Genomic DNA, 26,873 nt, shown 5'->3' with positions numbered 1-26,873 from the left:
GCCCGCCGCGCAGGGGCGCGGCGGGCCTCGGTACGCGGCGTTCAGCGGCTGTAGAGCGCGTCCACGTCGGAGCCGAACTCCTTCATGACCACGTTGCGCTTCAGCTTCAGGCTGGGCGTCAGCATCCCGTTGTCCTCGGTGAAGTCAGTGGCCAGCACCGTGAACTTCTTGATCGCCTCGGCCTGGGAGACCGCCTTGTTGGCCTCCTGCACCGCGGCGTCGAGCTCGGCGAGCACGTCGGGGTCCTCCCGCAGCTGGGCCGCGGTGAGGGAGGTGTCCTTGCCCCTGGACTCCAGCCACTGCGGCAGCGCCTCTTCGTCGAGGGTCACCAGCGCGGCGATGTAGGGCCGCTGGTCGCCGACGACGATGCACTGGCTGACCAGCCGGTGGGCGCGCAGCCGGTCCTCCAGCACCGCCGGGGCGACGTTCTTGCCGCCCGCGGTCACCAGGATCTCCTTCTTCCGGCCGGTGATCCTGAGGAAGCCGTCCGAGTCGAGCTCGCCGATGTCACCGGAGTGGAAGAAGCCCTCGGAGTCGATGGCCTCCTTCGTCGCCTCCGGGTTGTTCCAGTAGCCGCGCATGACGATGCCGCCCCGGATGAGCACCTCGCCGTCCTCGGCGATCCGGAACGTGACACCGGGCAGCGGCCGGCCGACGGTGCCGATGCGCAGGGCCGCGTCGTGGTTCACCGAGGCGGCCGCGGTGGTCTCGGTGAGGCCGTAGCCCTCGAAGACGGTGACGCCGATGCCGCGGAAGAAGTGGCCGAGCCGCTCACCCAGCGGGGCACCGCCGGAGATGGCACCCAGGCAGCGCCCGCCCAGGGCGGCCCGCAGCTTGCCGTAGACCAGCTTCTCGAACAGCGCGTGCTGCACGCGCAGGCCCAGCCCCGGGCCGCCGGTGTCCTGGGCGCGGGACCAATCGATGGCCACCTGTGCGGCCCGGTCGAAGATCTTGCCCTTGCCGTCGCCCTCCGCCTTGGCCTTGGCCGAGTTGAAGACCTTCTCGAAGACCCGGGGGACGGCGAGCACGAACGTCGGCCTGAACTCGCCGAGGTCCTCGACGAGGTTCTTCACGTCGGGCGTGTGGCCGATGACGGTGCGGTTCTTGATGGCGCCGACCTGCAGCACGCGGGCGAGCACGTGGGCCAGCGGGATGAACAGCAGGAGCGAGCCCTGCACGTTCATGAACCGGTCGAGCAGCGTGATGCCGTTGCCGATCTCGAACAGGAAGTTGGCGTGCGTCAGCTCGCAGCCCTTGGGGCGGCCCGTGGTGCCGCTGGTGTAGATCAGCGTGGCCGGGCTGTCGGCGTGGAGCGTGGCCCGGCGGGCGTCGAGCTCGCTGTCGGGCACCTCCCGGCCGGTCGCGGTCAGCTGCTCGACCGCGCCGTCGTCGATGACGAAGACGGCCTTCAGCTCGGGCGCCTGGTCCCGGATCGACTCGATGGCGGCGGCGTGCTCGTCGCGCTCGACGACGGCGACCGTGGCCCCGGAGTCGGAGAGGATCCACGCCACCTGGTCGGCACTGGAGGTCTCGTAGACCGGGACGACGACCGCGCCGGCGGTCCAGATGGCGTAGTCGAGGACGGTCCACTCGTAGCGCGTCTTGGCCTGCAGGGCGACGCGGTCGCCGGCGGCCACCCCCGCGGCGATCAGGCCCTTGGCGACGCCGCGGACCTCCTCGCCGAACTGCTGCCAGGTCACGTCGGTCCAGCGGCCGTCCACCCGGCGCCGGAGGCCGACCTCGTTCCCGTGCTCGGCGACGTTGGTCGTGAGCATGTCGGTGAGGGCCTCGTCGGGGCCCACCTCGTGGGTTGCTGGAACGCTGAACTCGCGCACGCCCGGTCCTTTCCTCCCCGACCGTCCGGAGGCACCGTCGCCCGCGGCCCCGGTACGGGGACGTCCGAACAATCTAGCGGCTGGTGCTACCCGGGAGTAGCCGAGTGCCGTGGTGTACGGGGGCCGGGCACGGCGGGGAGCGGCTAGCCTGCTGCCCATGGCCGACCAGTCCACCCAGTCGATCGTCGTCGAGGCGCCTGCGGCCGAGGTCATGGCGGTGATCGCCGACTTCCCCTCGTATCCGCAGTGGGTGACCGCCGCGAAGAAGGTCGAGGTCCTCGAGACCGGCGCGGACGGCCGGGCCCGGCGGGTGCACTTCGTGCTGGACGCCGGCGCGGTGAAGGACGACTACGTCCTCGAGTACACCTGGGACGACGACCGCCGGGTCTCCTGGACGCTGGTCCAGGGACAGATGCAGAAGCGGCAGGAGGGCTCCTACACCCTCGCCGAGACCGGCGGCCGCACCGAGGTCACCTACTCGATCACCATCGACCTCTCCATCCCGATGCTCGGCATGATCAAGCGCAAGGCGGAGAAGGTCATCCTCGACACCGCGCTCAAGGAGCTCAAGAAGCGCGTCGAGGGCTGAGCCGAGTGCGCACCCTCCTGGTCACCGGCCCCGGCGGGACGGGCTCCTCGACGCTGGCGGCCGCCGCGGCCGTCCGCGCCGCCCAGGAGGGCCGGCGCACGCTGCTGCTCTCCCGGCAGCCGCCACCCGTGCCCGGCCTCGACGAGGTCCCGGGGCTGCGCACGCTGCGCGTGCAGGGGCGCCGGGCGGTCGAGGACCTGTGGGGAGCCCACGCCGGTGCGCTCGGTGCGCTGCTGCCGCACCTGGAGCTGCCGCCGGCCAGCTCGGTGGTGCCGCTGCCGGGCGCCGAGGAGCTCGCGCTGATGGCGGCCCTCGGCTCCGCCGACGCCGACCTGGTGGTGGTCGACGCCGGCCCCCTGCGGGACGGCCTCGCGCTGGCGGCCCTGCCCGGCGTCCTGCGCTGGTGGCTGGACCAGGCGCTGCCGCCGACGGCCCGGGCGCTGGCCGCCGTGCGGACGGCGACGGTGGCGGCGGGGGCGGCCCGCCAGGGACCGGTGGACGCGCTGCTCGCCGCGCTGCCCGGGCTCGAGCGGCTGCTCGCGCAGGAGCGGCTGGCCGACCCGACCGCCACGGCGGTCTGGCTGGCCGCCGCCGCCCGCGGCCCCGCCGTGCCGGAGCTGCGGAACGCGGCGACCGTGCTGGCCCTGCACGGGTTGCGGGTCGCCACCGTGCTCGCCCGGGTGCTGCCGGTCGGCGGTCCGGGGGAGTGGTGGGCGGGACGCATCGCCGAGCAGGACGCCGCCCGGTCCCGGCTGGCGGAGGTGGCCGCCGTGCACGACGTCCCCGAGCTGCCGGCCTCACCGGCGGACGTGGCCGGTGCCCGGGCCCTGCTGGACGGGCTGGATCTCCCGGCGTCCGGCGGGCCGGCGAGACCGGCCCCGCACCGGGGCGGGGCCGGGTGGCAGTTGGTCGTCCCGCTGCCCTTCGCCGACCGCGCCGCCGTGGGGCTGACCCGGTGGGGCGATGACCTCGTGCTGTCGGTAGGGGAGGATCGTCGTTCGCTGCGCCTGGACTCGCTGCTGCGCCGGTGCGAGGTGACGGGGGGACGGCTGCTCGCCCCCGGCACCGCCGACGCCCGCCTCGAGGTCAGTTTCCGCCCGGATCCGCAGCAGTGGCCGGCCGACCTCCTGGCGGCCGAGGGGAGGATCAGATGACCACCGGTGCCGACTGGCTCGACCAGGCCCGCCGCCTGTTCGACGTCGTCCGGGCCAGCGCCGAGCGGCCCGCCGCCGCTTCCGGCGACGGGCATGGCGGGGACTGCCGCTGGTGCCCGGTCTGCCAGGCGGCCGCCGTCGTCCGTGGTGAGCGTCCCGAGGTGACCGCCGCGCTGGCCGACGTCCTCACCACCACCGCGGCCGCGCTCCGGGCGTTCGCGGAGGACCAGGGCGCCGGCGGCGCCACCTCGGCGACCGGCGACCGCGCCCCCGAGCAGCCCCCCGAGCAGCCCACCGAGCAGTCCACCGGCCAGCCGGCCGTCCAGCGGATCGACATCGCGTGACCGGGCCGGGGGTGACGGCCCGCCCGGCGCTCGGCATCGACATCGGCGGCACCAAGGTCGCCGGTGGGCTGGTGGCGCCCGACGGCACGATCGTGGCCACCGCGCGGCGGGCGACGCCCGGCGCCTCGGTGAGCGACACCGAGGACGCCATCGCGGCCGTCGTCGACGAGCTCGCCGGGGGGCTGGGGGACGAGGTCGTCGGCGTCGGCGTGGGTGCCGCCGGCTGGTTCGACCGCACGGGGGACACCGTGCTGTTCAGCCCGCACCTGGCGTGGCGGAACTCCACCCTGCGCAAGGACCTGGGCGCGCGGCTGCAGCGCCCGCTGTGGGTGGGCAACGACGCCGACGCCGCGGCGTGGGCCGAGTACCGCTACGGCGCCGCCCGGGGTGCCGACCTGGCGCTGATGATCACCCTCGGCACCGGCATCGGGGGCGGCATCGTGCTCGACGGGCGGCTGCGCCGGGGCTCGCACGGGGTCGCGGGGGAGTGGGGGCACATGCGCGTGGTCCCCGACGGGCGGCTGTGCGCCTGCGGCAACCGGGGCTGCTGGGAGCAGTACGCCAGCGGGACGGCGCTGGGCCAGACCGCGCGGGAGGTGGCCCGCACCTCGCCGGCGGCCGCCGCGCTGCTGCTGGAGCGGGTCGACTGCGAGCCCGACCGGCTGACCGGCGAGCACGTGGCCCGCGCCGCCTACGACGGCGACCCGCTGGCGCTCGAGCTGGTCACCGACGTGGGGTACTGGCTGGGCCAGGGGATCGCCGACCTGGCGGCGGTGCTCGACCCCGAGGTCGTGGTGATCGGCGGCGGGGTCAGCGTGCTCGGCGAGATGGTGCTGCGGCCCGCCCGGGAGCGGCTGGAGCGCGCCCTGCCCGGCCGCGGCTTCCGCCCCGGCCCCCGGGTCGTCGTCGCCGAACTGGGGCCGCAGGCCGGCATCGTGGGCGCGGCCGACCTGGTGCGGAGGGCCGTCGCCGAGGGCGAGGCCTAGTCCGCCGGCGCCAGCTCCCGGGCCAGCTGCTCCAGGAACAGGCCGATGTCGGTGACGATGCCGATCGCCTGTGCGCTGCCCCGGTCGGCCAGCTTGGTGACCGTGGCCGGGTTGATGTCGACGCAGACCAGCGGGATCGACGCCGGCAGGATGTTCCCGGTGGCGATGGAGTGCAGCATCGTCGCCACCATGATCGCGAAGCCGACGTCGTGCAGCTCGGCGCGCATCGCGCGCTGACCCTCGATCACGTCGGTGTGCACGTCGGGCAGCGGCCCGTCGTCGCGCACCGAGCCGACCAGCACGAACGGTCTCCCCGCCTGCACCATCGCGTGCATGACCCCGCCGGTGAGGACGCCGGAGTCGACGGCCGCCGGGATGGAGCCGGCCGCCCGGATCGTGTTGATCGCGCGGATGTGGTGCTCGTGGCCGTGCGGCACCCCCGAGCCCTTCGCGAGGTCGACCCCCAGCGAGGTACCGAACAGCGCCGACTCGATGTCGTGGGTGGCCAGGGCGTTGCCGGCGAAGAGGACGTCGACGTAGCCGGCGCGGATCAGCCGCACCATCGCGGGGGCGGCGCCGGTGTGCACCACGGCCGGCCCGCCCACCCACAGCACCCGCTTCCCGGCGGCCCTGACCTCGCGCATGCGCTCGGCGATCTGCCGGACCAGCAGCGCCTGGGGCTTCTCGCTGGACACCGTGGAGGACATGAACCCGAAGTCGTCCTCCGTGCCGCGTGGGGCCTGCACGGGCAGCTCCACCCGCACCCCCTGGGCCCCGCAGACGACGGTGTCTCCCGCGCGCACGTCGCTCACGGGCACCGTGCGCACGACCGTGCCGGTCTCCTCGGTGGACACCACCAGGCCGCAGTCCATCTCCGGGTTGCGTACCCGCAGCCACTCCCCGTCCAGGCGGACGAGGGTCTCCAGGTTGGTGGTCGAGTAGAAGTCGTCCGGGAAGACCCCGTCCGCGGGGGCGGGGCGGGTCGTCGCCGTCCCCGGGTCGACGGCGTTGGCCCCGTGGACCTGCACCCGCATGAGGATCCGCTCGAGCCGCTCGGCCTCGTCGGCGGTGATCTCGATCAGCGCCGTCGACTCGTCGGCGTGCTCGCGCCCCAGGGCCAGGTCGGCGATCCGGTAGTCCCCGCCGTACTCCAGGACGTCGTCGAGGATGCGGGCGAGGGTGCCGGTGTCCATCAGGTGGCCCGCGACGGTGACGGTGGCGGTGGCGGTGGGCATGCTCAGACCACCGCCCCGTCGTCGCCGTCGTCGGAGCGGTCGCGCATGCGCGAGACCAGCAGCGCCACGCCACCGGCCACCACGCCCACCCCGAGGACGAGGCCGGCGTCGGCCGAGAGGCCGATGATCGAGGGGACGCCGATGAGCAGGATGCCGGCGGCCACCAGCAGCAGGGCGTAGAGGACCGCCGGTGCGGGGACCGGCAGCGGCGGCGGGGCCGGCGGCTCGAAGTGCTCCTCCGGCCGGTCGAGCACCGGCACCTCGTGCGGCGTCGGCGGGGGCGCGTCCGACGGCGCCCCGTCGACGGCCGTGGGGCCGTGCTCGGCCTCGAAGGCGGCCACGATGCGGCGCCACTCGGCGTCCTCGTCGAGGTCGCGCCCGGCGGGCCGGCGGAGCACGCGCGGCTCGGCCGGGTGCTCGTCGGCGTGCTGCTCGACCAGCCCCCGCGCCTCGGCCTGGCGCGACCGGTCGACGAACAGCCGGTCCGACGGCGGGCTGGGGAGGACGACCGACCGGGTGTAGGGGCCGACGTCGGCGGCCGGCTCCAGGTAGGCGGCGATCCCGGCGGCCTCGAGGACGTCGAGGAGGTGCTCGCCCACGCGTGGGTCGACGTCGCGCACCGGGCTCCAGAGCGCGGCGTCCAGGCCGTTGTCGCGGCGGCCCCGGCCGCGCCGCTCGGTCACCGACGCCCGCCCGACGAGGCGCCGGTCTCGTCCACCGGCACGCGCGCGCGGATCCACTCGGCGGACCGGCGGAAGACCAGCGGGGCGTCGTTGTCCAGGGTGGCCACGTGGTAGCTGTCCTCCAGCACGACCTCGGTGGTGTCCGGGCTGGCCACACCGGCCAGCAGCAGGGCGCTGTTCACGGGCTCCACGACGTGGTCCTCGGCGCTGCGGAAGACGATGACCGGCGCCGTGACCAGCCCCAGGTCGGCGCGGGTGGCGGCCCAGAGGCCGCGCAGCTGCAGCATCGCGCGCGTGGGCAGCTTCGGGTAGGCGAGCTCGGTGACGCCGGGCTTCTTGATGTCGCTGGCGATCGGTGCCCAGCTGGGGGTCAGCCGGGCCAGCAGCGGGAGCAGCTTGGCGTCCAGCCGCTGGGTCGTCAGCGCCGGGTTCACCAGCAGCAGTCCGGCGACGTCGCCCGCGCGCACCTCGGCCAGGCGGGTGGCCAGCGTCCCGCCCATCGAGAGGCCGGCGACGAACACCCGGTCGCAGGTGGCGGCGAGCTGGTCGAACGCGTGCTCCACCGTCTGCGTCCACTGGTCGGAGGTGCTGGCGTTGCAGTCCTGCCAGCGGGTGCCGTGGCCGGGCAGCAGCGGGCACCGGACGGCGAAGCCCTCGGCGGCCAGGTGCTCGCCCCAGGGCCGCACGCTCATCGGCGTCGCGGTGAACCCGTGGACGAGGAGCACGCCGGTGCGCCCCGCCGGCCCCTCGCCGCCGGGGAACTCGAACGGCTCGGCGCCGGGCATGACCTCGGGAACGGGGGTCGGTCCGGGCACGGCGCTCCTCCTCGGCATCCGGCGTCGCGCCGGTGTCGGCTACCTCACGACGGGTCCCGGATTGTGATCGGGGCCCCAGGCTCCCTAGTCTGGCAGTCCCCGAGGGAGGCGTGTTGTTCTACTGGTTCCTCAAGTTCGTCGCGATCGGTCCGGCGGTGACCGTGGTCTGCCGCCCGAAGGCCGAGGGCGTCGAGCACGTGCCGGCGACGGGTGCGGCGATCCTGGCGAGCAACCACCTCTCCGCGGCCGACTGGATCTTCATGCCCCTGCAGCTGAAGCGGCGGGTGACCTTCCTGGCGAAGGCGGAGTACTTCACCGGCAAGGGCGTGAAGGGCTTCCTGCAGCGTGCCTTCTTCTCCGGCGCCGGCCAGGTGCCGATCGACCGGTCCAGCGCGTCGGCGGCCGAGAACGCCATCCAGACCGGCCTGCGCATCCTCCGCCAGGGCAAGCTGCTCGGCATCTACCCGGAGGGCACGCGCTCGCCCGACGGCCGGCTCTACCGCGGCAAGATCGGGGTCGCCCGCATGGCGCTGGAGACCGGTGTCCCGGTGATCCCGGTGGCCATGTGCTACAGCTCCCGGAAGCTGCCTTTCGGCAAGGAGCTGATGCGGGTGAAGGTCGTCTTCGGGGAGCCGCTGGACTTCAGCCGATACGAGGGGCTGGCCGGGGACCGGTTCGTCGAACGCTCCATCACCGACGAGATCATGTACGAGATCATGACGTTGTCGGGCCAGGAGTACGTCGACGTCTACGGCGCCACGGTGAAGAAGTCGATGGACGCGACGGGCGCCAGCGCCAACGACGTCATCGCGACCCTGCAGCCGCCGGTCACCGAGGCCGCCGACCGCGCACCCACGACGCTCGCCGGCTGACGGGGCAGCAGCCGGTCGAGCACGTCGCGCAGCAGCGTGAGCAGCGCGGCTCGGAGCATCGTGGGGCTCCCGGACCCACTGGGCGACGAGGTCCTCGGTGACGGAGAAGAACGCGCGCACCAGCTGCCGTCGGCGGCGACCTACGGTGGACGGCGTGCGGCGCTTCTTCTACGACACCGAGTTCATCGAGGACGGCACCACGATCGACCTCGTCTCCATCGGCGTCGTCGACGAGACCGGCCGGGAGTTCTACGCCGTGAGCACGGAGTTCGACCCCGGCAAGGCCATTCCCTGGGTGCGCCGCAACGTGCTCGACCAGCTGCCCCCGCCGGCGGACAAGGCGTGGCGCAGCCGCCAGCGGATCCGCGAGGACCTGCTCTCCTTCCTGACCGCACCGGGGGAGGAGATCGAGCTGTGGGCCTGGTTCGCCGCCTACGACCACGTGGCGCTGTGCCAGCTGTGGGGCGCGATGCCGACGCTGCCCCGGCCCATCCCGCGCTTCACCCGGGAGCTGCGGCAGCGCTGGGACGACCGGGGGCAGCCGCCGCTGCCGCCGAAGCCGCAGGGCACCCACGACGCGCTGGTCGACGCCCGGTACAACCTCGCGCGCTGGCACGCCATCGAGGCCGCGGGCTGACGTGCCCACCACCCGCAGGTGGACCCCGGGGGCGGGAGACGGAACAGTGCCCGGTGTGGGCCGACCCAGCGAGCGCCCGGAGTCCGAGGTGCTGGCGGAGGTGGAGGACGCCTCCGCCCGGGAGCACGGGGTGCCGGCGTCCCTGCTCGACGGGTACCTGACCGCGCTGACCGCCGTGGCGGTGCAGGGGCGCCGGCTGACGGCCGCCGAGGAGGCCCACTGCCGGCAGCTCGGCGCGAGGGCGGCGGAGCAGGGGGTCGGGCTGCCCGCGCTGGTGGACCTGTACATGACCGCGTCGCGCAGGCTCTGGCCGCGCCTCCCGGGCCTCGTGGGTGACTCCCGCGGACGGTCGGGCTCCGTCGACCTGGTGTCCGTCGGCGAGGCGGTGTGGCGCGGGGCGGACACGGCGCTGGCGGCCCTGGCCGCGGGGCACGTCGACGCCGAGCGGGACGTGGTCCGTCGCGAGGAGGCGTTCCGGCGGGAGTTCGTCGACGACCTGCTCACCGGCCGGTCGGAGGTCGGCGCGCTCGTCGAGCGGGCCGCCCGGCTGGGGCTGGCGCTGACCGGCAGCCACACCGTGACGGTGGCGGCGACCGACCGGCCCACCGACTCCGGCATGCCCCTGACCGGGTGGCTGGAGGCGGAGGCGCGCGCCCGCTTCGGCGACCGAGGGCTGCTCGTCGCGGCGAAGGACGGTCGGCTCGTCTGCGTGCTGTCCTCGGTCCCGGCGCCGGGTGGGCGGGCCCCCGACGACGACGCGCTGGCCGAGCTGTCCGGCCAGGCGGTGGGCCGGCTGACCCGCCGTGCGCGGTGGCGGGTGGGCGTGGGGCGCTCGTACCCCGGTCCGCGGGGGGTCCTCCGCTCCTACCGCGAGGCGGTGGACGCCCTCGAGGTCGCGCAGCGGCTGAGCCTCCCCGAACCGGTGGTCCACGCGCGGGACATGCTCGTCTACCGGGTGCTGCTCCGGGACGAGGAGGCGATCGCCGACCTCGTCGGCACGGTGCTCGGTCCGCTGGTGGACGCCCGGGGTGGCCCCGAACCCCTCGTCGCGACGGCAGAGGCGTACTTCGCCGGCGGGCGCAATGCGGCCTCGGCGGCCCGTCGGCTGCACCTGAGCGTGCGTGCGGTGACCTACCGGCTGCAGCGGATCCGGGAGCTCAGCGGGTACGACCCGGCGGATCCGGCCGACCAGCTGCCGCTCCTCGTCGCCGTCACCGGAGCGCGCCTGCTCGACTGGCCGGCGAGGCCCCTCACCCTCCGCTGAGCAGCGGGTTGCCCGGTCGACGCTGCCGGATCTCGGCAACGAGTGGCAGCGGGTGTCGTCCGGCCCGGCCCCTGCCGGCGGCGGGCGCGCCGTCCTAGCGTCGGGACATGGCTCGGACCTCCCACCCGCTCCCGCGGCCCACCGCCTCCCCGGCCACCCCGTCGGTGGCCCGACCCGGCCGATCCGCGCAGCGGCTGCGCGCCGGGCACCCGGCGTCCCGGCACACCGGCGCGGTCGCGGACGGTGCCGAGCTGACCCTGGATATCCGGTGGGGCGGGCGCCGTCCTCTCGTCGAGGTGTCCGGTGAGCTCGACCTGGCGGGCGCTGATCTGTTCGCGGCCCTCCTCGCCCACGTGCGGGCCACCGATCCGGGGCCGATCGCGGTCGACCTCGGCCGCGTCAGCTTCATCGACTCGCACGGGCTCTCCCCGGCGCTCGCCCGCGACGTCGTCCTGGTGGCGGCCTCGCCGGTGGTCGCCCGGGTGCTGCGGCTGCTGGGCCTCCCGATCCCCCCGCCGGGCGAGATCCGGCACGGCGTCGGTCGCCCCCGCCGCGGCCGTCCCCGGTCCGGCGGCGCCTGAGCCGTCGCGGCGAGCCGCTTGCCGCCACCGGGAAGAGACGGCCCCCGGAACGCTGCCCGGTCCCGACCGGGTGCGCTCCCACCGCCCCGGACATCCGCAGCACGTCCGCCACGTCGTCGTGAAGAGGTTCCCCGTGCTCTCCCTGCTCTGGTTGCTCGTCGTCGGTCTGATCGCCGGTTTCCTCGCCCGGGCGCTCGTGCCCGGCAAGGACACCATGAGCCTGGGCGCCACGCTGCTGCTCGGGGTGAGCGGCTCCGTCGTCGGTGGCCTGCTCCTCGGCCTCCTCTTCGGTGGCTTCCGGGACCGCGGCTTCGGTCCCGCCGGGATCATCGGTTCCGTCCTGGGAGCGGTGCTCGTGCTCCTGCTCTACAACCGGTTCTCCGGCCGGCGCCAGGCCGGCTCGGGGGCACGGCGCGGCGTGCGCTGACCTGAAAAGCGCAGAAGGCCCTCTCCCGTCGCCGGGAGAGGGCCTTCCGCCACGCGGCGGCGGCTACACCGTGAAGACGGCGAGCAGCCGGTTGAGCTCCTTGGACAGCCCGTCCAGCTCCTGGGCCGCCGAGCGGGCCCGCTCCACGTCGGTCGCGCTGTCGTCGGCGTCCCGGCTCACCGTGGTCAGCGTGGTGGTTACGGTGCCGGCGCCCTCCGCCGCCGTCGCCACGCTGCGGCTGAGCTCCCGGGTGGTCGCCGTCTGCTCCTCGACGGCGCTGGCGATCGTCGTCTGGTGGTCGTTGATCGCCCGGACCACTTCGGCGATGCGCGAGATCGACCGCACCGCGTCGGTGGTCTCGGACTGGATGCCCTGCACCCGCTGCGCGATCTCCTCGCTGGCCTTCGCCGCCTCCTGCGCGAGCTCCTTGACCTCGTTGGCGACGACGGCGAAGCCCTTGCCCGCATCGCCCGCGCGGGCCGCCTCGATGGTGGCGTTGAGGGCCAGCAGGTTGGTCTGCTCGGCCACCCCGGAGATGACCTTCACGACGTCCCCGATCTCCGCGGAGCTCGCCCCGAGCGCGGCGATCGTCGTCTCGGTCTGCTCGGCGAGGGACGCCGCCTGGCGGCCGACCTCCGCCGCCTCGGCGGCGCTGCGGGCGATCTCGGTGATCGAGACCCCCATCTCCTCGGCGCCGGCGGCCGCGGAGGAGACGCTGCTGCTGATCTCCGCCGCGACGCCGTGGGCCCCCTGCGCCTGGTCCCGGCTGCGGGAGGCCCGCTGCGCCAGGCCGTCGGCGACGGTGGACACCCCTGCGGCGGAGGCGGCGACGTCCTGCGCGCACCGGTGGATGTCGCGCACGGTGCCGGCCACCTTCTCCACGAAGCGGTTGAAGGCGCCGGAGAGCTGCCCGACCTCGTCGTCGCGGGATTCGTCCATCCGCTGGGTCAGGTCGCCCTCCCCGTCGGCGATCTCGGCCATGCGGTCGCGCAGGTGGGTCAGGGGCTGGGTCAGCCGGTGCCCGACCCACCGGGCGAGCACCCCGCCCAGCACGGCGATCACCAGGCCGGCGACCACCATCGCCCACATCATGGACGAGCGGCCGGACGCGAGGGACTCCTGGGCGCCGGCGAAGTCCTCGTCGCGCGCCACGGTGGCGATGATCCAGTCCCAGGGGGCGTAGTACGACACCCGGACGGTCGTGGGCCCGGCCTGGGGGTCGTCGTAGCGCACGGTCGCCTGCTCGCCGCCTTGCAGCTGCAGGGCGGCGTCGACGATCTGCTGCACGTAGGGCGTGCCGTCGGCGTCGGTGGCCGAGAGCATCTGCTCGCCGTCGCGGCTGCCGTCGGGGCTGATCAGCACGGTGCCGGCGCGGTCCCCCGTGCCGCCGTAGATCTCGACGTGGCCGTTCTCCCCGATGGTGGTGGCCTGCAGGCCCTCGCGGAGCGCGGGCAGGTTCTCCTGCTTCACCCCGACGTAGAGGACGCCGACCACGTCACCCGCGGGCCCGAGGATGGGTTCGTAGGCCGACACCAGCCAGGAGTCGACGACGAAGGCGTTGCCGCGGTAGGTCTCGCCCTTGCTCACGGCGGAGGCGACCGGGTTCGGCGCGCCGTCGGGGTTGACGGCGGGGATGTAGGTGCCGATGGCGCGGGCGCCGCTCGCGGCCTGCACGTTCGTGGCCACGCGCAGGAAGTCGCCCGAGGGCGTCTTCTGGAAGATGGTCACGGTGGCCCCGACCATCGTCTTGACGGTGTCGACCACCGGCGTGGGGACGGCGGCGTCGCTGTTCTTCCCCAGCCACTCGCCGCCGACGAGGACGCGGGGGAGGGTCAGCGGCGTGACCTCGCCGGTCAGCTGGTTCTTGGCGTCCCAGGGGACCAACCCGGTGCCGGAGTCGTCGATCGCGAAGCCGCCGGCCTGCTGCAGGACGTACCGGGCGGTGGCGAGGTCGGAGTCGACCTTGGCGGCGGTGGAGGCGCCCTGGGTGGCGACGACGTCGTAGGTGCCGCGGGCCGCCCGGCTGATGTCCTGCTCGACGAGGGCGTCCATGTGCTGCGCGGCGTCGTCGGCGAACCGGCTGCTCTGCCAGGCGCTCACGCCGCCCATGGCCACGCCGGTCGCGGTGACGCTGGCCACCGCGAGGGCCACGACCTTGGTCCGGATGCCCGTGTTCGAGGGAACCGCCCAGGCGGGCAGGTTCGTCCAGCGCATGTTCTGCCTTCCAGGTAGGGGCGGCGATCTGGGTGCCGCCGCTCGACCGGGATATCGGCAGCTCAGCGCGGGGTTCGCCGCGGGAGCGACCGTCTGTGGCCTGATCGTCACCGCGCGGGGCGGGTGGTGCGCCTGGATGGAGTCGCTCCACGGTCCGCCGGCGCCCGCGCCGGGACGCCGTCCCGCTTCGTGGGACGACTCCCTGGCCAGCGCGGAGGGGTCTCGCCGTACCCTCGGGGCGTGAGCCTCCCCGAACCTGCCGAGCTGGTCCCCGGTCTGGACCGGTGGCGGGAACTGCCCGCCGCCCAGCAGCCGCGGTGGCCCGACCGGGCCGCGCTGGACGCCGTGCTGGCGACTCTCTCCTCGGTCCCGCCGATCGTCGCCCCGAGCGAGGTCGACACCCTCCGCGCCCAGCTGGCCGACGTCGCGCAGGGCAAGGCGTTCCTGCTGCAGGGTGGTGACTGCGCGGAGACGTTCGACCTCAACACCGAGCCGCACCTGCAGGCCACCACCCGCACGATGCTGCAGATGGCCATCGTGCTCACCTACGGCGCGAGCGTGCCGGTGGTCAAGGTCGGCCGCGTGGCGGGGCAGTACGCCAAGCCGCGCTCGTCGGACACCGATGCCCTGGGCCTGCCCTCCTACCGGGGCGACATGGTGAACGACCTGGAGCCGGTGCTGGAGAAGCGCATCCCCGACCCGAACCGCCTGGTGCGGGCCTACGCGAACTCCGCCGCCGCCATGAACATGATCCGGGCCTACGCCCGCGGCGGCATGGCCGACCTGCACGCCGTGCACGACTGGAACCGCGACTTCGTCGCCAACTCGCCGGCGGGCGTGCGGTACGAGGTGATCGCCCGGGAGATCGACCGCGCACTGGCGTTCATGCGGGCCTGCGGCATCGACTCCGACGCGCTGCGCGGGGTGGAGCTGTTCAACTCGCACGAGGCGCTGATCCTCGACTACGAGCGCGCACTGCTGCGCATGCACGAGGGCCGGCCGTACGCCCTCTCCGCCCACTTCGTCTGGGTGGGGGAGCGGACCCGCCAGATGGACGGCGCGCACATCGAGTTCGTGTCGCAGCTGGCGAACCCGATCGGCGTGAAGATCGGCCCGACGACGACGCCGGAGCAGGCCGTGGAGCTCGTCGAGCGCCTCGACCCGGACGGCGTGCCGGGCCGGCTCACCCTGATCAGCCGGATGGGCAACGGGAAGATCCGCGACGTCCTGCCGGGCATCGTGGAGAAGGTCACCGCCAGCGGGCACACCGTCGTCTGGCAGTGCGACCCGATGCACGGCAACACCCACGAGTCCTCGACCGGCTACAAGACCCGGCACTTCGACCGCGTGGTCGACGAGGTGCTCGGCTTCTTCGACGTGCACCGGGCGCTGGGCACCTGGCCGGGCGGCATCCACGTGGAGCTGACCGGTGAGGACGTCACCGAGTGCCTCGGCGGGGCGATGGAGATCAGCGACGAGGACCTCAACAGCCGGTACGAGACCGCCTGCGACCCGCGGCTGAACACCGGTCAGTCGCTGGAGCTGGCATTCCTCGTGGCGGAGATGCTGCGTGGGTAAGGACCCCCAGAAGGACCCCATCCTCCCCACCGCTCGCACGCTCGCGGCGGTGCCCTGGACGGGGCCACCGACCCTTGGCATGCTCGGGACGAGCCTCTGGACGGGGCCGTGATCGACCTCCGCTCGGACACCGTCACCCGGCCCACCGCGGCGATGCGCCGCGTCATGGCCGAGGCCGAGGTGGGCGACGACGTCTACCGCGAGGACCCGTCGATCACCGCGCTCGAGGAGCGGGTGGCGGCGATGTTCGGGCACGAGGCCGGCCTGTTCGTCCCCTCGGGGACCATGGGCAACCAGATCGGCATGCGGCTGGTCTGCGAGCCCGGCCAGGAGGTGCTCTGCGACGCCGACGCGCACGTGGTCACCTACGAGATGGGTGCCGCGGCGGCGGTCTTCGGCATCTCCACCCGCACCGTGGTCTCTGACCGGGGTCGGCTGGACGCGGACCAGGTCATCGCGCAGGTGCGGCCGAAGGACGACTGGCACCTCACCGCCACCGCGGCCGTCGCCGTGGAGAACACCCACAACCGCGGCTTCGGCCGGGTGCAGCCGCTCGACCAGCTCCAGCGGCTGTGGGACTGGTCGCGCGGCGCCGACGTCGCCGTCCACCTCGACGGCGCCCGCATCTGGAACGCGCACGTCGCCTCCGGCGTCGACCTGGCGACCTACGGCCGGCTCGCCGACACCGCCTCGGTGTGCCTGTCCAAGGGCCTGGGGGCGCCGGTGGGGTCGGTGCTGGTCGCGTCGGCGGAGCGGATCGCGGCCGCCCGGCTGTGGCGCAAGCGGCTGGGCGGTGGCATGCGGCAGGCCGGGGTGCTGGCCGCGGCGGGCCTGCACGCCCTCGACCACCACCTGCCGCGGCTGGGCGAGGACCACGAGCAGGCGCAGCTGCTGGCCAAGCGGCTGGGGGTCGACCCGGCGTCGGTGGAGACCAACATGGTGGTCGTCGACGAGGTGCCGGCCCCGATGATCGCCGAGGCGGCCAGGGCGCGGGGCGTGCTGGTCGGGCAGGTCGGCCCGCGCCGGATCAGGCTGGTGACCCACCTGGACGTCGACCGCGTCGCGGTCGACCACGCCGCCGACGTCCTCGCGGACCTCCTCGACCGCTAGCGGCCGGGCGGACCGGTGAGAGCGGCCGGCACCGCCAGATCTGCGATGTGGCCCGCATCGGGCGGCTGATGGGGGCGAGTGTGCAGATCTCGCCCGGGTCCGGCCGGGGTCAGTCGCCGATCAGGGAGTTCAGCAGCTTGATGTCCGCGGCGTGGCCGCCGCACGGGTCGCCGTCGCGCAGGCTCGGCGTCTCCACGACCATGGGCACCCCGGCGGTGGTGCGGTGGCGCAGCAGCTCGGCGAACGGGCCGGTGCCGTACTCGCCCGACCCGATCAGCCCCTCGCCGATGGTCGTGTGCCGGTCGCGCTTGGAACCGCAGGCGTCGAGCGAGTCGTTCACGTGCACCAGGCCCAGCCGGCCGGGGCCCACGGTGGCCTCCAGCGCCTCGAGGGTGGCCGACATCCCGCCGGGGGCCGCGAGGTCGTGGCCGGCGGCCCAGGCGTGGCAGGTGTCGAAGCACACGCCCAGCAGCGGGTGGTGCTCCAGCGCGGCGAAGTAGGGGCCGAGCTCCTCGACCGTGGCGGCGAGGGCCTTGCCGCCGCCGGCCGTCGGCTCGATCAGCAGCCGCGGCCCGTCGGGGTCGGCGGCCTCCAGCACGGGCAGCAGCTGCTCGTGGAGCTGGCGCAGGGCCGGTTCGTACCGGTCCTCCCCGACGGCGGACCCGGCGTGGACGACGACGCCCTGGCAGCCCAGCTGCGCGCCGCGCCGCAGGTTGTGCGCGATCGAGGCGACCGACTGCGTCACGGTCGCCTCGGTCGGCGAGCCGACGTTCACCAGGAACGGGGTGTGGATGAACGAGGGCACGCCGCGCTCGGCGCAGCCGGCGGTGAACCTCGCGTCCTGCGCCGGGTCGCCGTCGGTGAGCTTCCAGCCGCGGGGGTTGCCCACGAAGACCTGGACGGCGCGGGCGGCGACGGCGTCGGTGTAGGCGAGCCCGCCCGTGGCCAGGCCGCCCTTGATCTGGATGTGCGCGCCGATGGCGGGCACACCGGGGGAGGTGTGCGACAAGGACCTATCCGAAGGTGAGCAGGATGGTGACGGGGGTGCCGCGCTCCACGGTCTCGCCGGCAGCGGGGCTCTGCCGCAGCACCCGGTTGCCGAAGAACCGGGTGGCCTCCACCTGCAGGCCGGCGGCCCGCAGGATCGCGGTGGCCTCGTCGCCGCTCTTGCCGACGACGTCGGGCACGGTGACCAGCGGGACGCCCGCCGAGACCTGGATGCGCACGGTGCTGCCGTAGGGGACGGGGCCCGCGCCGGGACCTGGTTCGACGGCCATGACCTCGCCCTTGTCGACCTGGTCGCTGCGCCCGTCCTCGTCGCGCTCGACGGTGAAGCCCTGCGCCTCGAGGTTGGCCCGCGCCTGCTCCGGGGTCTGCCCGGTCACGTCGGGGACGGCGACCGGTGCCCGGCCCTGGCTGACCACGACCGTCACGACCTGGTCGCGCTTGAGCGCGGTGCCCGCGGGCGGGTCGAAGCCGATCACATTGCCCGGGGGCACGGCGTCGTCGTAGGCCTGGCCCCGGGTGATCTGGATCGGCAGGTCGGCCTGCAGGCGCGCCTCGACGTCGTCGACCGGCTGGCCCACGAGCTCCGGCGGCACGGTGTAGCGCTCGGGCCCCTTGGAGACGACGACGCGGACGTCGGTGCCGCGGATGAGCTCGCCCGACGACGGGTCGGTCGAGATGACCACGCCCTCCGGCACCGACTCGCTCCACTCCCGCACGACCGGGTCGGGGTCGAGCCCGGCGTCCTGCAGCAGGTCGATGGCCGCGGCCTCCTGCTTGCCGGTCAGCGCGGGGACGTCGGTCCAGCGGCCGGAGCCCAGCCACCAGCCGACCGCGCCGACCGTGATCGCCATGAGCAGGACGACGGCGACCAGCAGCCGGGCGCGGCGCCGCCGGATGTGGTCGGGGACGCCGGGACGCGGCCGCGCCGGCCCGGGGCGACGGCCCTGCACGTCGGTCGTGGGACCGGCGCCCATCCCCGGCAGCATGCTGGTGCGCCCGGCGCGCGAGCCGCGGCCGCCGAGCACCTCGGTGCCGGGATCGCTGGGGTGGCCGGGCCGGGGCCGGGTCGGGCGGTTGGTGGGCCGCAGCGTGGCCGGGCCGGCCGTGCTCTGCCCGGTCGGCACGGGGACCGGGTCGATGCCGAGGTCGGTGCGGACGTCGTGCAGCTCGGCGAGGAACGCACCGGCGTCCAGGGGTCGCCCGGCCGGGTCGCGGCGGGTGGTCCGGGCCACCAGCTCGTCGACCTGCCAGGGCAGGCCGGGAACCTCCGCGGACGGTGCGGGCACGTCGTGGTGGACGTGCTGGTAGGCCACCGCGAGCGGGGTGTCACCGCCGAACGGCGGATGCCCGGTGAGCATCTCGTACAGCACGATGCCGGCGGCGTAGATGTCGCTGCGGGCATCGGCGCGGCCGCGCTCGAGCTGCTCGGGGGAGAGGTAGGCGACGGTGCCGATGAGCACCCCGCCGGTCTGGCTGGTCTGGCCGGTGCCGACGACGGCGCGCGCCAGGCCGAAGTCGGCCACCTTGACCACGCCGTCGACGCCGATGAGCACGTTCTCCGGCTTGATGTCGCGGTGCACGATCCCGGCCCGGTGCGCGGCGGTGAGCCCGGCGAGCACCGGCTCCAGGACGGCGAAGGCCTCGCCGACGGTGAGCCGGCCGCGGGCGCTGAGCAGGTCGCGCAGCGTCCGCCCGCGCACGAGCTCCATGACCAGGAAGACCAGCCCCTGGTCGCTGCCCTGGTCGCTGACCCCGACGACGTTGACGTGGCTGAGCATCGCCGCCGCCCGCGCCTCGCGGGTGAACCGGTCGACGAACGTGGGGTCGTGGGCCAGGTGCTCGGCCATGACCTTGACCGCGACGGTCTTGTGCAGCCGGAGGTCGGTGGCCGCGTAGACGGTGGACATGCCGCCCCGCGCCACCCGCTCCTCGAGGCGGTAGCGCCCCTCGAGAACGAGGCCGACCACGGGGTCGGTCACGGCGGTGTCCACACGGCCGAGTGTAGGAGCGGGGAGGGGCCTGGTCGCTCCACGACGCGGCGACGGGGATCACCGGGGCGCCTGTGACGGATGGAGAAGGACCTCCCCGCAGGGGCCCGGCGCTCGCGAGCTCGCGCCGGGCCCCTGCGGGGAGGCCGCATCAGGCGAGGTCGAGGCCGGGGTACAGCGGGTGCGCGGCCAGCAGCTCGGCGGCCGCCGCCCGGGTGCGGTCGGCGACGCCGTCGGCCACCACGTACCTCGCCTGCGAGGCCGCGCCGTCGCGGGTCGCCGCCGGGGTGGTGGCGGAGAGGACGTCGACGATCAGCTCCGCCGTCCGGTCGAACTCGGCCGGACCGAAGCCGCGGCTGGTCAGCGCCGGGGTGCCCAGCCGGACGCCGGAGGTGTACCAGGCGCCGTTGGGGTCGGCCGGCACTGCGTTGCGGTTGGTGACGATGCCGGCGTCCAGCAGCGCGGACTCGGCCTGGCGGCCGGTCAGGCCGAAGCCGGTGACGTCGATGAGCACCAGGTGGTTGTCGGTGCCGCCGGTGACCAGCCGGGCGCCGCGCTTCGTCAGCCCCTCGGCGAGGGTCTGCGCGTTGTCGGCGACCGCCTGGGCGTAGCCGGCGAACTCGGGGCGGCGGGCCTCGGCGAAGGCGACCGCCTTCGCGGCCATCACGTGCGGCAGCGGGCCACCGAGCACCATGGGGCAGCCGCGGTCGACGGCGTCGGCGAACTCCGGCTGGGCCAGCACGAATCCGCCGCGCGGGCCGCGCAGCGACTTGTGGCTGGTGCTGGTGACGACGTGCGCGTGCGGCACCGGGTCGAAGTCGCCGGTGAGCACCTTGCCCGCGACCAGGCCGGCGAAGTGCGCCATGTCGACGACCAGGGTGGCGCCCACCTCGTCGGCGATCTCGCGCATCGCCGCGAAGTCCACCCGCCGCGGGTAGGCGGAGTAGCCGGCCATGAGGATCAGCGGCCGGAACTCGCGGGCCCGGGCGCGGACGGCGGCGTAGTCGAGCAGCCCGGTCGACGGATCGGTGCCGTAGGACGACTGCTCGAACATCTTGCCGCTGATGTTGGGGCGGAAGCCGTGGGTGAGGTGACCGCCGGCGTCCAGCGACATCCCGAGCATCCGCTGGTCGCCCAGGGCGCGGCGCAGCTGCGCCCAGTCGGTGTCGGTGAGGTCGTTCACGTGCCGGGCGCCGGCCTCCTGCAGGGCGGGCAGCTCGACCCGCTGGGCGAGCACGGCCCAGAAGGCGACCAGGTTGGCGTCGATGCCCGAGTGCGGCTGCACGTAAGCGTACGGCGCGCCGAACAGCTCGCGGGCGTGCTCGGCGGCGAGCGCCTCGACGGAGTCCACGTTCTGGCAGCCGGCGTAGAAGCGGTGCCCGACGGTGCCCTCGGCGTACTTGTCGCTGAACCAGCTGCCCATGGTGAGCAGCACGGCGGGGCTGGCGTAGTTCTCGCTGGCGATCAGCTTCAGCGAGGCGCGCTGGTCGGTCAGCTCCTGGCTGATCGCGTCGGCGACCCGGGGCTCGACGGCGCCGATCACGGCCAGGGCGTTGCGGTAGGCGGCCGAGGCGGCGGTGCCGTCGAAGGAGTGGGTGATGCGGGGGGCGGTGGTCATGAGGGCTCCTGCGCTGAACGACGGTGAGGTGCCCAGGCGCACGGCGACGGTGGTGCGGGCCGCTCCCCGGTGGTGGCCCACCTCGACGCGCCAGTCACGGCCCTCCGGGAGGTTATCGCGCCGCCACCACCGTGTCGGCGGGTACCGACCGGACGTCGTCGAGCCCGCACAGGACCATCGTGTGCTCGAGCTCCTCGGCGAGGCCGCCGAGGACCCGCGTCACGCCCTGCTCGCCCCCGGCGGCGAGCCCCCAGACGACCGGCCGGCCGAGGAAGACCGCCGAGGCCCCCAGGGCGAGCGCGGTGAGCACGTCCGACCCGGAACGGATGCCGCCGTCGGCGTAGACCTCCACGTCCTCGCCGACGGCGTCGACGATCTCGGGGAGCGCCTGGGCGCTGCTCACCGCGGGGTCGACCTGCCGGCCACCGTGCGTGGTGACCCACACGGCGGCGGCGCCGGCCTGCACGCAGCGGACGGCGTCGTCGCCCCGGAGCACGCCCTTGACCACCACCGGCAGGCCGGAGAGTTCTCCGAAGCGGGCGATCTCGTCGAAGGTCCAGGTGGCGGTGGCCAGGCCGTCGAGGGTCGGCTCCTCGCCCTCCGGGGGCCGGTTGGCCATCCGCACGCCGGCGCGGTGCACGAAGTCGTGGCGCAGGTCGCGCCGGCGGCGCCCCAGCAGCGGGACGTCGACGGTCATGACCAGCGCCCGGTAGCCGGCGTCCCCGGCGCGGCGGGCGAGGTCGTCGGTGTGCCGCTCGGAGTGCATCCGGTAGAGCTGGAACCACTTCGGGCTGCCGGGCTCGACGGCGGCGACCTCCTCCAGGCTGTGGGTCGCGCTGGTGGACACGGTCATCAGGGCACCGGTGGCGGCGGCGGCCCGGGCGGTGGCGAGCTCGCCGTCGGGGTGCGCCATGGCCTGGTAGGCCCAGGGGGCGATGCCGATCGGGGTGCCCACCGGCGTGCCCAGCAGCTCGGTGGCGAGCGAGGCGGTGGTGGTGCCGCGCAGCACCCGGGGCCGGAGCCGCCAGGTGCGCCAGGCCGCCGTCGCCTCGCCCATCGTCGTCTCGGTCTCGGCGCCGCCGGCGTAGTAGTCGTAGACCGGCCGGGGCAGCAGCTCCCGGGACCGGGCCTCGAGGTCGACGAGGTCGACGAACGGCGGCTCCGGGCGGGGGTCCTCGGCAACCTCGGTGACCTCGGCGGCCTCCGCCCCGTCGTGCCGGCCGGTCGGTCCCGGCACCGGGCTGCCCGCTGGTCCGCTGTTCGCCATAGGCTGACACTCTATGGAGACGCTCACCCCCGCGGAGGTCGCCCAGCTGCTGGGCACCTCCCCGAACCGGGTCCGGCAGCTGCTGCGCGACGGGAAGCTGATGGCCGTCCCCGGCAGCGGGAACGGCAAGATCCCCGCCGACTTCGTGCAGGACGGGGTGGTCCTCAAGCACCTGCCCGGGCTGCTGACGGTCCTCCGGGACGGCGGCTTCAGCGACGAGGAGGCCTTCGAGTGGCTGTTCCGGGAGGACGAGTCGCTGCCCGGCACCCCGGTGCAGGCGCTGCGGGACGACCGGCACACCGAGGTCACCCGGCGGGCGCAGGCGCTGGCGCTCTGAGCCGGGTGCATCCGGGGGCGGGCCGGGGACGGAAGCGGGTTCCGTGGAGCGGCTGACGTACCTGGGCCTGCTGGTCGGCTGCCTGGTGGTGACCGCACCGCTGGAGCTGCTGCTGGGCGTGCGCGTCTACGCGCGCTGGCGGCGGTTCCTCCTCGCCGTCCTCCCGATGTTCGTCGTCTTCGTCGGCTGGGTGCTCTACGCCATCGCGCAGGGCCACTGGGACTACTCGGCGGCGCGCACCGTCGGCGTCCGGCTGCCCGGGGGGATCCCGGTGGAGGAGGTCCTGTTCTTCCTCGTCGTCCCGCTGTGCTCGGTGCTCGCGCTCGAGGCGGTGCGGAAGGTGACCGGCTGGGATGCGGGCTATCCGGCGAGGGAGGCCGAGAGGTGAGCTACAGCGCCCTGGCGGTGACCGCGGTCGCCGCCGTCCTCGTGGTGGACCTGGCGGTCCTCCGCACCCGCATGGTCACCCGGCGGGTGTTCTGGGTCGCCTACGCGATCATCGTGTTCTTCCAGCTGCTGATGAACGGCGTGCTCACCGGGCTGGACGTGGTGACCTACGACCCGGCCACGATCTGGGGGCCGCGGATCGCCTACGCGCCGGTGGAGGACCTGCTCTTCGGCTTCGCCATGGTCACCCTCACCCTCGCCACCTGGGCGGCGGTCAACCGCCGGGCGAACACGGCCAGGCGGCGCGGCCTGGAGACCGACACCCGCCGGTCGAGCACCCGGTAGTCGGCCCGCTCGATCTCGGTGAGGATCCCGCCGTAGAGGGCGGTGGCCGCGCGCACGCAGTCGCGCGACTCCGGCGCCAGCATCGGGGTGCCGGGCGCGGCGTCGTCGTACCGGCGGCGCACGATCGCCACCATCTCCCGCATCAGCTGCCGGAACCGGTCGTCGAACCGCTTGGCCGCCAGCTGCTCCCGGGTCACCCCGTGCGCGGCCATCAGGTCGGCGGGCAGGTAGACCCGGCCGCGGTCGACGTCCTCGCCGACGTCGCGCAGGAAGTTCGTCAGCTGGAACGCCTCGCCGAGGGCGACGGCGTGCGGTGCCGCCTCCTCGCGGGCGATGCCCGGAGCGGTGCCCAGCACGGGGAGCACCTGCAGGCCGATGACCGACGCCGACCCCCACATGTAGCGGTCCAGCGCGTCGAGGTCGGCGTAGCCGGTGACGTCGAGGTCGCTGGTCATGGCGGCGAGGAAGTCGACCAGGTGCTCGACCGGGATGCCGTAGCGCCGGTAGGTGTGCACCAGCGCGAGCCGCACCGGGTCGTCGGACCAGCCCGTCTCCAGCTCGGTGAGCAGCGCCGCCGACCAGGTCATCAGGTCGCCGGCCGGGTCGGCGCCGGGGTGGTCGACGAAGTCGTCGGCGACCCGCGCCGCGGCGTAGAGGGCGTGCACCGCCGGCCGCCGCTCGGGGGTGAGCAGGCGGGTGGCCAGGTGGTAGCTCTTGCCGTGCTCCGCGGCGATGGCGGCGCAGTGCCGGTAGGCGGCCGCCAGCTGCGCCTGCCGGGCGGCCTGGGTACCCGGCGGCCGGAGCGGGCTCACCGCGCCACCGGCCCGGTGATCCGCTCGGCGGCCAGCCGGCCGCTGATCAGCACCATGGGGACCCCGACGCCCGGCTGCACCGACGACCCGGCGAGCACCACGTTCTCGGGGCCGCGGCGGGGCAGCGTCGGGGTGCGGAACGGGCCGGTCTGGCCGAAGGTGTGCGCCAGCGCGAACGGCGTCCCGGCCGCCATGCCCTGGGCGGCCCAGGTGGCCGGGGTGTCCATGTGCTCCACCTCGATCGCGCCGGTGACGCCGGTGAACCCGCGGGCCTCCAGGGTGGCCAGCAGCTCGTCCCGGTAGCGGGGCCCGAGGGCCGCCCAGTCCAGGTCCGGGTTGCCGCCGCTGCGCGGGTCCAGGTTCGGGGTGGGCGCGACGACGCTGAGCACCTGCCCGCCCTCGGGGGCCAGGGACCGGTCGGTGACCGAGGGCATGCTGATCAGCAGGCTGGGGTCGCTCATCGGCCGGCCGTCGCGGGTGAGCTCGTCGAACACCCCGCGCCAGGAGTGCCCGAAGCTGATCGTGTGGTGCGCCTGCCCCGGCAGCTCGGCCCGCACGCCGAGGTGCAGCGCGACGCAGGAGGGCGAGTAGACCGGGCGGCGGGGGCCGCGCAGCCCCGGCACCAGCGCGTGCGGCGCGTCGGTGGTGACGACGACGGCGTCGGCGGGCAGCCGATCGCCGTCGGCCAGGACCACGCCGGTCACCCGGTTGCCGAGCGTCTCCAGCTCGCCGACGGCGGTGTCGTACCGGAGGACCACCCCGGCGTCGGCGGCGGCGCCGGCCAGCGCGCGCGGCACCGCGCCGATCCCACCCACCGGGTGCCACACGCCGGCACCGATGTCGAGCTGCGCGATCACCGCGTAGGCGGCGATGGCGCGGAATGGGGAGACCCCGGCGTAGAGGGCCTGGAAGCTGAACAGCCGGCGCAGCCGGTCGTCGGCGAAGTACCGCGCGACGTGCCGGGACAACCGGCCGAAGCCACCCCGGCGGGCGAGCGCCAGGAGCTCGGGGCCCAGCAGGTCCAGCGGCGAGTCCAGGTTGCGGTCGATGAACGTGGTGAGCTGCAGCCGGTACAGCTCGGCGAGGTCGGCGAGGTAGCGCCGCAGGGCGGCGGCCTCGGCCGGCCCGCACAGCGCGGCCACCTCGGCGGCGAACGCCGCGGGGTCGGCGTGCACGTCGAGCGAGGTGCCGTCGGCGAACTGCGCCCGGTAGCTCGTCCGCAGCGCGCGCAGCTCGAGCCGGTCCTCCAGCCGCTCGCCGACGGCGGCGAGGGTCTCGGCCACGATCTCCGGCGCGGTGAACACCGACGGCCCGGTGTCGAGCGCGTAACCGCGGCGCTCGATGCGCCCGGCCCGCCCGCCGGGCCCCCCGGCGCGCTCGACGACGGTGACCTCGCGGCCGGCCCCGCGCAGGCGCAGCGCCGCGGCCAACCCCGCGAGCCCCGCCCCGACGACGACGACGCGGTCGGTGCGACCCGGAACGGTGCGCACCATCAGGCGGTGCGTGACGTCGCGGCGACCGCGAGCGCGTCCAGCGCCGCGCGGGCGTCCTCGGCGAGGGGTGCCTCGGCGATGGCCTGGCGGGCCCGGGCGGTGCTGGCGGCGATGCGCTCCTCCACCCGGTCGCGGGCGCCGGTGGTGACCAGCAGCGCGCGCAGCGCCTCGAACTCGTCGGGCCCGGCCGCGGGGTTGCCGAGCAGGTCGCCGAGCAGCCGGCGCCCGGCGTCGTCGGCGGCCTCCTCGGCCAGCGCGACCAGCAGCGTCTGCTTGCCCTCGCGCAGGTCGTCGTCGACGGACTTCCCGGTGACCTCGGGGTCGCCGAAGACCCCGAGCAGGTCGTCGCGGAGCTGGAACGCCTCGCCCAGGGGCAGCCCGATGGCCGAGCAGGCCTCGACCACGGCCGGGCCGGCCCCGGCGATGGCGGCGCCCAGCTGCAGCGGGCGCTGCACCGTGTACCCCGCGCTCTTGTAGCGGGCCACGGTGAGCGCGCCGTCGGGCCCGGGCAGCCCACCGGCGGCGCGCAGCAGGTCCAGGTACTGGCCGGCGGTGACCTCGGTGCGCATGGCGTCCCAGACGGCGCGCGCCCGGCCCAGGGCCGGCTCCGAGATGCCCGAGCAGCGCAGCATCTCGTCGGACCAGACCAGCGCCAGGTCGCCGACGAGGATCGCCGCGCCGACGCCGAAGAGGTCCTGGTCGCCGGAGAAGCCGTGGGTGGTGTGCCGGTCGGCGAAGCCGATGTGGGTGGTGGGGCGGCCGCGCCGGGTGCCGGCGGCGTCCATGACGTCGTCGTGCACCAGCGCGCTGGCGTGCACGAACTCCAGGGCCGCGACCGCGCGCAGGACGGCGTCCTCGTCCTCGCCGGCGCCCGGGCCCTGTCCGCGCGCTCCCCGCCATCCCCAGTAGGCGAACGAGGGGCGCAGCTTCTTGCCACCCGCGGCGACGGCGCAGACCTCGTCGACCACCGGGACGAGGCTGGCGTCCATCGCGGCGAGCGTGCTGCGCTGCTGGTCGAGGAAGCGGGTGAGCGCCTCGGCGACCGCGGCGCGCACCCGGTCCAGGTCGGCCACCGACAGCGGAGGTGCGGGGCGGGCGGACTCGCGCGGCTGCGCCCCGACGATCATCTGGTCAGTATCGCCCGATCCGGTGGGGTGCCGCCGCACCAGCAGGGCGGCGGGGGTGCTCCGCTGCATCGTTCCTCCGTCGCTCGGTGGTCGGGACACGCGCTCTTCCGGGCGCGGGAGCGCTGCGGATGCACCTGCCGGGGGAGTTCTCCGACAGGACGGTCGCG

The 26,873-nt window shown here is 74.9% G+C and carries 25 protein-coding genes, 1 pseudogene and 1 riboswitch; of the genes and pseudogenes, 14 read left to right on the top strand and 12 right to left on the bottom strand.

The features are described 5' to 3' along the window. Positions 1-41: 41 nt before the first annotated feature. Complete coding sequence (locus tag ACI79Q_RS15880) at positions 42-1,835, bottom strand: AMP-dependent synthetase/ligase (RefSeq protein WP_456589533.1); 1,794 nt, start codon at positions 1,833-1,835, stop codon at positions 42-44. Positions 1,836-1,992: 157 nt separating this feature from the next. Here ACI79Q_RS15880 and ACI79Q_RS15875 point away from each other — a divergent pair, with 157 nt between their 5' ends. From ACI79Q_RS15875 to ACI79Q_RS15860, 4 genes are read left to right on the top strand one after another with little or no spacing between them, the layout of a single operon-like run. Continuing rightward, entirely contained in the window at positions 1,993-2,424 is a 432-nt protein-coding gene (locus tag ACI79Q_RS15875; protein WP_456589532.1) for an SRPBCC family protein, read from the top strand. A gap of 5 nt (positions 2,425-2,429) precedes the next feature. Then, positions 2,430-3,578 carry an ArsA family ATPase gene (locus ACI79Q_RS15870; RefSeq protein ID WP_456614991.1) on the top strand — a complete coding sequence of 383 codons (1,149 nt, stop codon included), beginning with the start codon at positions 2,430-2,432 and terminating at the stop codon, positions 3,576-3,578. Next, the gene (locus ACI79Q_RS15865; protein ID WP_456589530.1) at positions 3,575-3,922 is read left to right on the top strand and encodes a hypothetical protein; all 348 of its coding nucleotides are present in this window, start codon (positions 3,575-3,577) and stop codon (positions 3,920-3,922) included. Before ACI79Q_RS15870 ends, ACI79Q_RS15865 begins: the two co-directional genes overlap by 4 nt. Next, on the top strand, positions 3,919-4,908 hold the full coding sequence (locus ACI79Q_RS15860) for an ROK family glucokinase (protein ID WP_456589529.1): 990 nt from the start codon (positions 3,919-3,921) through the stop codon (positions 4,906-4,908). The genes ACI79Q_RS15865 and ACI79Q_RS15860 overlap by 4 nt, the downstream gene beginning before the upstream one ends. On the opposite strand, the gene ACI79Q_RS15855 is transcribed toward ACI79Q_RS15860, so the two are convergent. From ACI79Q_RS15855 to ACI79Q_RS15845, 3 genes are read right to left on the bottom strand one after another with little or no spacing between them, the layout of a single operon-like run. Beyond that, entirely contained in the window at positions 4,905-6,143 is a 1,239-nt protein-coding gene (locus tag ACI79Q_RS15855) for an ornithine cyclodeaminase, nickel-pincer nucleotide-dependent (RefSeq protein ID WP_456589528.1), read from the bottom strand. The genes ACI79Q_RS15860 and ACI79Q_RS15855 overlap by 4 nt on opposite strands. 2 nt (positions 6,144-6,145) lie before the next feature. Then, positions 6,146-6,826, bottom strand: coding sequence for a hypothetical protein (locus ACI79Q_RS15850; protein WP_456589527.1), 681 nt, complete (start codon positions 6,824-6,826; stop codon positions 6,146-6,148). After that, the gene (locus ACI79Q_RS15845; RefSeq protein WP_456599761.1) at positions 6,823-7,641 is read right to left on the bottom strand and encodes an alpha/beta hydrolase; all 819 of its coding nucleotides are present in this window, start codon (positions 7,639-7,641) and stop codon (positions 6,823-6,825) included. Before ACI79Q_RS15845 ends, ACI79Q_RS15850 begins: the two co-directional genes overlap by 4 nt. 110 nt (positions 7,642-7,751) lie before the next feature. On the opposite strand from ACI79Q_RS15845, the gene ACI79Q_RS15840 reads away from it, so the two are divergent. From ACI79Q_RS15840 to ACI79Q_RS15820, 5 genes are all read left to right on the top strand, one after another. Then, positions 7,752-8,513 (top strand): lysophospholipid acyltransferase family protein, encoded by a 762-nt coding sequence (locus tag ACI79Q_RS15840; RefSeq protein WP_456589525.1) that lies wholly within the window; start codon positions 7,752-7,754, stop codon positions 8,511-8,513. 154 nt (positions 8,514-8,667) lie between these two features. Beyond that, the gene (locus ACI79Q_RS15835) at positions 8,668-9,150 is read left to right on the top strand and encodes a polyadenylate-specific 3'-exoribonuclease AS (protein WP_456614990.1); all 483 of its coding nucleotides are present in this window, start codon (positions 8,668-8,670) and stop codon (positions 9,148-9,150) included. Between the two features lie 55 nt (positions 9,151-9,205). Next, positions 9,206-10,414 (top strand): PucR family transcriptional regulator, encoded by a 1,209-nt coding sequence (locus tag ACI79Q_RS15830; RefSeq protein WP_456589523.1) that lies wholly within the window; start codon positions 9,206-9,208, stop codon positions 10,412-10,414. Between the two features lie 107 nt (positions 10,415-10,521). Then, complete coding sequence (locus tag ACI79Q_RS15825) at positions 10,522-10,995, top strand: STAS domain-containing protein (RefSeq protein ID WP_456589522.1); 474 nt, start codon at positions 10,522-10,524, stop codon at positions 10,993-10,995. 118 nt (positions 10,996-11,113) lie between these two features. Continuing rightward, the gene (locus tag ACI79Q_RS15820; protein ID WP_456589521.1) at positions 11,114-11,422 is read left to right on the top strand and encodes a GlsB/YeaQ/YmgE family stress response membrane protein; all 309 of its coding nucleotides are present in this window, start codon (positions 11,114-11,116) and stop codon (positions 11,420-11,422) included. Between the two features lie 63 nt (positions 11,423-11,485). Here ACI79Q_RS15820 and ACI79Q_RS15815 read toward each other — a convergent pair whose 3' ends face one another. Then, on the bottom strand, positions 11,486-13,636 hold the full coding sequence (locus ACI79Q_RS15815; RefSeq protein WP_456614989.1) for a methyl-accepting chemotaxis protein: 2,151 nt from the start codon (positions 13,634-13,636) through the stop codon (positions 11,486-11,488). A gap of 240 nt (positions 13,637-13,876) precedes the next feature. Between ACI79Q_RS15815 and ACI79Q_RS15810 the strand changes: the two genes are divergently transcribed. Both ACI79Q_RS15810 and ACI79Q_RS15805 read left to right on the top strand, forming a co-directional pair. After that, on the top strand, positions 13,877-15,214 hold the full coding sequence (locus tag ACI79Q_RS15810; RefSeq protein WP_456614988.1) for a class II 3-deoxy-7-phosphoheptulonate synthase: 1,338 nt from the start codon (positions 13,877-13,879) through the stop codon (positions 15,212-15,214). A gap of 108 nt (positions 15,215-15,322) precedes the next feature. After that, on the top strand, positions 15,323-16,324 hold the full coding sequence (locus tag ACI79Q_RS15805) for a threonine aldolase family protein (RefSeq protein WP_456589518.1): 1,002 nt from the start codon (positions 15,323-15,325) through the stop codon (positions 16,322-16,324). A 109-nt stretch (positions 16,325-16,433) separates the two neighbouring features. Here the strand turns inward: ACI79Q_RS15805 and ACI79Q_RS15800 are convergent, their stop codons facing one another. The 4 genes from ACI79Q_RS15800 to ACI79Q_RS15785 all read right to left on the bottom strand — a co-directional run bounded on the left by ACI79Q_RS15800 (position 16,434) and on the right by ACI79Q_RS15785 (position 22,205). Next, positions 16,434-17,333, bottom strand: a complete 900-nt coding sequence (locus ACI79Q_RS15800; RefSeq protein ID WP_456589517.1) for a deoxyribonuclease IV — start codon at positions 17,331-17,333, stop codon at positions 16,434-16,436. Between the two features lie 4 nt (positions 17,334-17,337). Next, on the bottom strand, positions 17,338-19,323 hold the full coding sequence (pknB, locus tag ACI79Q_RS15795) for a Stk1 family PASTA domain-containing Ser/Thr kinase (RefSeq protein WP_456589516.1): 1,986 nt from the start codon (positions 19,321-19,323) through the stop codon (positions 17,338-17,340). A 148-nt stretch (positions 19,324-19,471) separates the two neighbouring features. After that, positions 19,472-20,938, bottom strand: a complete 1,467-nt coding sequence (locus tag ACI79Q_RS15790; RefSeq protein ID WP_456599767.1) for a glycine hydroxymethyltransferase — start codon at positions 20,936-20,938, stop codon at positions 19,472-19,474. Positions 20,939-20,961: 23 nt separating this feature from the next. Further along, a riboswitch (ZMP/ZTP riboswitch) is annotated at positions 20,962-21,046 on the bottom strand. 4 nt (positions 21,047-21,050) lie between these two features. Beyond that, on the bottom strand, positions 21,051-22,205 hold the full coding sequence (locus ACI79Q_RS15785) for an alpha-hydroxy acid oxidase (RefSeq protein WP_456614987.1): 1,155 nt from the start codon (positions 22,203-22,205) through the stop codon (positions 21,051-21,053). 13 nt (positions 22,206-22,218) lie between these two features. Between ACI79Q_RS15785 and ACI79Q_RS15780 the strand changes: the two genes are divergently transcribed. The 3 genes and pseudogenes from ACI79Q_RS15780 to ACI79Q_RS15770 form a co-directional block, all read left to right on the top strand. After that, the gene (locus tag ACI79Q_RS15780) at positions 22,219-22,542 is read left to right on the top strand and encodes an Rv2175c family DNA-binding protein (protein WP_456589513.1); all 324 of its coding nucleotides are present in this window, start codon (positions 22,219-22,221) and stop codon (positions 22,540-22,542) included. A gap of 43 nt (positions 22,543-22,585) precedes the next feature. Next, entirely contained in the window at positions 22,586-22,930 is a 345-nt protein-coding gene (locus ACI79Q_RS15775; RefSeq protein ID WP_456589512.1) for a lycopene cyclase domain-containing protein, read from the top strand. Then, a pseudogene (locus tag ACI79Q_RS15770) lies at positions 22,849-23,136 on the top strand (hypothetical protein); the annotation flags it as partial. The gene ACI79Q_RS15775 and the pseudogene ACI79Q_RS15770, both read left to right, overlap by 82 nt. Here ACI79Q_RS15770 and ACI79Q_RS15765 read toward each other — a convergent pair. The 3 genes from ACI79Q_RS15765 to ACI79Q_RS15755 are packed head-to-tail and all read right to left on the bottom strand — an operon-like array spanning position 23,133 to position 26,775. Then, entirely contained in the window at positions 23,133-24,086 is a 954-nt protein-coding gene (locus tag ACI79Q_RS15765) for a phytoene/squalene synthase family protein (protein ID WP_456589511.1), read from the bottom strand. The pseudogene ACI79Q_RS15770 and the gene ACI79Q_RS15765 sit on opposite strands and share 4 nt — an antisense overlap. Beyond that, entirely contained in the window at positions 24,083-25,579 is a 1,497-nt protein-coding gene (gene crtI, locus ACI79Q_RS15760; protein WP_456589510.1) for a phytoene desaturase family protein, read from the bottom strand. Before crtI ends, ACI79Q_RS15765 begins: the two co-directional genes overlap by 4 nt. Next, entirely contained in the window at positions 25,579-26,775 is a 1,197-nt protein-coding gene (locus tag ACI79Q_RS15755; RefSeq protein ID WP_456589509.1) for a polyprenyl synthetase family protein, read from the bottom strand. Before ACI79Q_RS15755 ends, crtI begins: the two co-directional genes overlap by 1 nt. Positions 26,776-26,873 lie beyond the last annotated feature (98 nt).

Source organism: Blastococcus sp. SYSU DS0828 (assembly GCF_054050975.1).
Note: the sequence above shows the minus strand (reverse complement) of the source record. Positions and strands in the feature narration are given on the sequence as shown.

What these genes read in the sequence shown, in the direction of transcription:
- ACI79Q_RS15875 (WP_456589532.1), top strand. Translation starts at nt 1,993, where the DNA reads ATGGCCGACCAGTCCACCCAGTCGATCGTCGTCGAGGCGCCTGCGGCC.
- ACI79Q_RS15865 (WP_456589530.1), top strand. Translation starts at nt 3,575, where the DNA reads ATGACCACCGGTGCCGACTGGCTCGACCAGGCCCGCCGCCTGTTCGAC.
- ACI79Q_RS15855 (WP_456589528.1), bottom strand. Translation starts at nt 6,143, where the DNA reads ATGCCCACCGCCACCGCCACCGTCACCGTCGCGGGCCACCTGATGGAC.
- ACI79Q_RS15825 (WP_456589522.1), top strand. Translation starts at nt 10,522, where the DNA reads ATGGCTCGGACCTCCCACCCGCTCCCGCGGCCCACCGCCTCCCCGGCC.
- ACI79Q_RS15815 (WP_456614989.1), bottom strand. Translation starts at nt 13,636, where the DNA reads ATGCGCTGGACGAACCTGCCCGCCTGGGCGGTTCCCTCGAACACGGGC.
- ACI79Q_RS15790 (WP_456599767.1), bottom strand. Translation starts at nt 20,938, where the DNA reads ATGACCACCGCCCCCCGCATCACCCACTCCTTCGACGGCACCGCCGCC.
- ACI79Q_RS15785 (WP_456614987.1), bottom strand. Translation starts at nt 22,205, where the DNA reads ATGGCGAACAGCGGACCAGCGGGCAGCCCGGTGCCGGGACCGACCGGC.
- ACI79Q_RS15780 (WP_456589513.1), top strand. Translation starts at nt 22,219, where the DNA reads ATGGAGACGCTCACCCCCGCGGAGGTCGCCCAGCTGCTGGGCACCTCC.
- crtI (WP_456589510.1), bottom strand. Translation starts at nt 25,579, where the DNA reads ATGGTGCGCACCGTTCCGGGTCGCACCGACCGCGTCGTCGTCGTCGGG.
- ACI79Q_RS15755 (WP_456589509.1), bottom strand. Translation starts at nt 26,775, where the DNA reads ATGCAGCGGAGCACCCCCGCCGCCCTGCTGGTGCGGCGGCACCCCACC.